Below are 3,495 nucleotides of genomic sequence, written 5' to 3' on the forward strand. Positions count from 1 at the left end.
GCCCGCTGGTGGGCGCCGCGGTCTTCTCCGGGGAGGCCCCGGACCACAGCGGCGTGAGCGCGGCCAAGCAGATGTACGAGGACGGCGAGAAGATCGGCGCGGTCGACCCGGCCACGAAGGTCGATGCGACGGTCTCGCTGCAGCCGAAGGCGTGGGGGACCCATGTGGCCCTCCGGCTGGCCCACGTCAGAGGCCCGCTGACCTGCGACCTCGTCGCCGTGGGCAAGGACGGGGAGCGGCAGACGGTGACGACGTGGGCGGTCCCGCCGGGCGGCTACGGCCTGGACGGGAACGACAAGGGCGATAAATGGAGCAAGGAGCCGCTGTACACCCACGGCGGCGCCGCACTGAACCGGAGCGATATCTCCCGGTTCGAGGTGCGGACACTCGACGGCAAACTGCTCGCGACCGTCAAGGTGTGACCAAAAACCCTCCAACCCCGATGAAAACAGTCATGTACCGACAGGTGCGCTCAGTACCCCTGTTCGCGTACGGTTGACGGCTGCCCTAGGCACAGCAGAAGGGGGCTTGGGTGGCCGCGCAGAACGCCACGCACGCGCAGGTGGCGACCGGACCGCAGAGTGAGCCCGACGGGGTCCGCGACCGCGAGATCGGTACCGAACAACAGCATCTGGACCGGGTCTACCGGCGTCTGGAGGAGAAGATCCACGAGGCCGAGTTCCTCATGGACGACGCCGCCAAGCGCGGGCAGGTCGGCACGCCCGGCGCGCTCGCCGAGCGGGACGCCCAGGTCTTCCGCGCCGGGGTGCACCTCAACCGGCTCAACAACGAATTCGAGGACTTCCTCTTCGGCCGCATCGACCTGCTGCTCGGCAAGGACGGCAAGAAGGGCCCCGACGGCGCCTACACCTCCGTCGAGCCCGCCGACGACGCCGTCCGCGACGACCGGGCCGAGATTGCCGAGACCCTGCACATCGGCCGCATCGGCGTCCTCGACGCCGACTACGCCCCGCTGGTCATCGACTGGCGGGCGCCCGCGGCCGCGCCCTTCTACCGCGCCACGCCCGTCGCGCCCGGCCGCGTCGTCCGCCGCCGCGTCATCCGTTCCAAGGGCCGCCGCGTCCTGGGCGTCGAGGACGACCTGCTGCGCCCGGAGCTGACCGCCACCCTCGGCGGGGACTGCCTGCCGGTCGTCGGCGACGGCGCGCTGATGGCCGCGCTCGGCCAGGCCCGCAGCCACACGATGCGCGACATCGTCTCCTCCATCCAGGCCGAGCAGGACATGGTCATCCGCGCGCCCGCCGCGTCGGTGACCGAGGTCGAGGGCGGACCCGGCACGGGCAAGACCGCGGTGGCCCTGCACCGCGCCGCCTACCTGCTCTACCAGGACCGCCGCCGCTACGCGGGCGGCATCCTGGTCGTCTCCCCGACCCCGCTGCTCGTCTCCTACACCGAAGGCGTGCTGCCCTCCCTCGGCGAGGAGGGGCAGGTCGCCATCCGGGCCGTCGGCTCGCTGGTCGACGGCGCCGAGGCCGACACGTACGACGAGCCGGCCGTGGCCCGCGTCAAGGGCTCCTCGCGCATGCTCAAGGTGCTGCGCAAGGCGGTCCGCGGCGCGCTGGAGACCGCCGGCCCGGCCGGCCCGCCCGACCGGCTGCGCGTCGTCGCCTTCGGCGCGCGCATCGAGCTCGGCGCCGAGGACCTCAAGCGCATCCGCAACACCGCCCTCGGCGGCACCGCACCGGTCAACCTGCTGCGCCCGCGCGCCCGCAGGCTGATCCTCGACGCCCTGTGGTCCAGGGCCGGCGGACCCAAGCGCTACACCGACCCGGAGCTCGCCGCCGAGGCCCGTTCCGCCTTCGACGAGGACATCACCACCGAGGACGACTTCCTGGTCTTCCTCGACGCCTGGTGGCCGGAGTTGACGCCGCGTCAGGTGCTGGCGGGCATGGCCGACGAGAAGCGCCTCGCCCGCTCCGCCCGCCGGGTGCTCAACCCGCGCGAGACCCGGCTGCTGGCCCGCTCGCTGCGCCGTCTGGACCCTGCCGGGCGCGGCCCGCTGTCCGTGCACGACGTGGCCCTGCTGGACGAGCTGGAGACGCTCCTCGGCGCCCCGGCCCGCCCGAGGAAGCCGCGCGAGTACGACCCGCTCGACCAGCTCACCGGGCTGGAGGAGCTGATGCCGCAGCGCTCGGAGTCGCGCCGCGAGCGCGCCGAGCGCCTGGCCGAGGAGCGCCGCGACTACGCGCACGTCATCGTGGACGAGGCGCAGGACCTGACGCCCATGCAGTGGCGCATGGTCGGCCGCAGGGGCCGCACCGCCACCTGGACGATCGTCGGCGACCCGGCCCAGTCCTCCTGGTCCGACCCGGACGAGGCCGCCGCCGCCCGCGACGAGGCGCTCGGCGCCCGCCGTCGCACCCGCTTCCGGCTCACCGTGAACTACCGCAACCCCGCGGAGATCGCCGGGCTCGCGGCCAAGGTGCTGGCGCTGGCGATGCCGGGCATGGAGTCCCCGGCGGCCGTCCGCTCCACGGGCGTCGTGCCGCGCTTCGCCGTCGCGGGCGCCTCCCTCGCCCCGGCCGTCCGGGCCGAGGCGGAGCACCTGCTGGCGGACGTCGAGGGCACGGTGGGCGTGGTCGTGCCGATGGCGCGGCGCGCGGAGGCCCGCGGCTGGCTGGCCGGGCTCGGCGACCGGGTGGTGGTGCTGGGCAGCCTGGAGGCCAAGGGGCTGGAGTACGACGCGACGGTCGTCGTCTCGCCGGCCGACATCGCGGACGAGTCCCCGGCGGGCCTGCGGGTGCTGTACGTGGCGCTGACCCGCGCCACCCAGCGGCTGACGGTCCTCTCCGGCGAGCGCGACGACCCGGACGCGGACGGGGTGCCGGACCTGCTGCGCGACTGAGGCCGCGCGGCACGGGGGCCGCGCGGTACGCGTGTCGGTCCGCGGGTCCCGCGGACCCGCGGGGCGGCTGCGGTACGAGGGGCTGCGGTACCGGGAGGGCCGCCGCGGCTCCGCCGGCCGGGCGGTGGAATGACGCTCCCGGGGGCGAACTTCCCCTGGCGGAATGACTTCCCGGGGCGGTTTGTTAGCCTGGGTGTGGCACCGGCTCGATCCAAGCCCCCGGGCCCAACCTTAGTCGCTTCGAGCGACCACTTGCCGCGAGGCGAGCATGGCGGGTCGGTGTCATCAGCGTCCCGTCGGGCGCCCTTCTCCGGAGGGGCGCCCGACGGCGTTTCCGGGCCGGAAACGGCCCCGCGGCGCCGCCGATCATCTCTTGTGTTACGGAACTTTATTTCCGAAATTCATCCCTGGTTACCGCCTACCGGTCGGTAGGTGGGACGATCGTTACTTGCGCTCCCTCGGTCGGCGTCCCGCCGGCCAGGCGGTGCGCGCACCAGCGAAACAAGGGAAAGCAGAGGAAGTCGGCCATGGCAACGGCGCCAAGCGTCTCGTACTCGATGACGGTCCGGCTGGAGGTTCCCGCCGGCGGGACCGCGGTCAGCCAGCTCACCACGGCCGTGGAGTCCTCC

At 73.6% G+C, this 3,495-nt stretch carries 1 protein-coding gene and 1 pseudogene; both read left to right on the plus strand.

Annotated features, from left to right (window positions below; all coding sequences use genetic code 11):
- A pseudogene (locus tag V7793_RS35280) lies at positions 1-422 on the plus strand (hypothetical protein); the annotation flags it as partial.
- A gap of 110 nt (positions 423-532) precedes the next feature.
- On the plus strand, positions 533-2,866 hold the full coding sequence (locus tag V7793_RS35285; protein ID WP_443058064.1) for a HelD family protein: 2,334 nt from the start codon (positions 533-535) through the stop codon (positions 2,864-2,866).
- Positions 2,867-3,495: the final 629 nt, after the last annotated feature.

The sequence above is a fragment of the Streptomyces sp. KLMMK genome, assembly GCF_036961605.1.
Taxonomy (GTDB): domain Bacteria; phylum Actinomycetota; class Actinomycetes; order Streptomycetales; family Streptomycetaceae; genus Streptomyces; species Streptomyces telluris.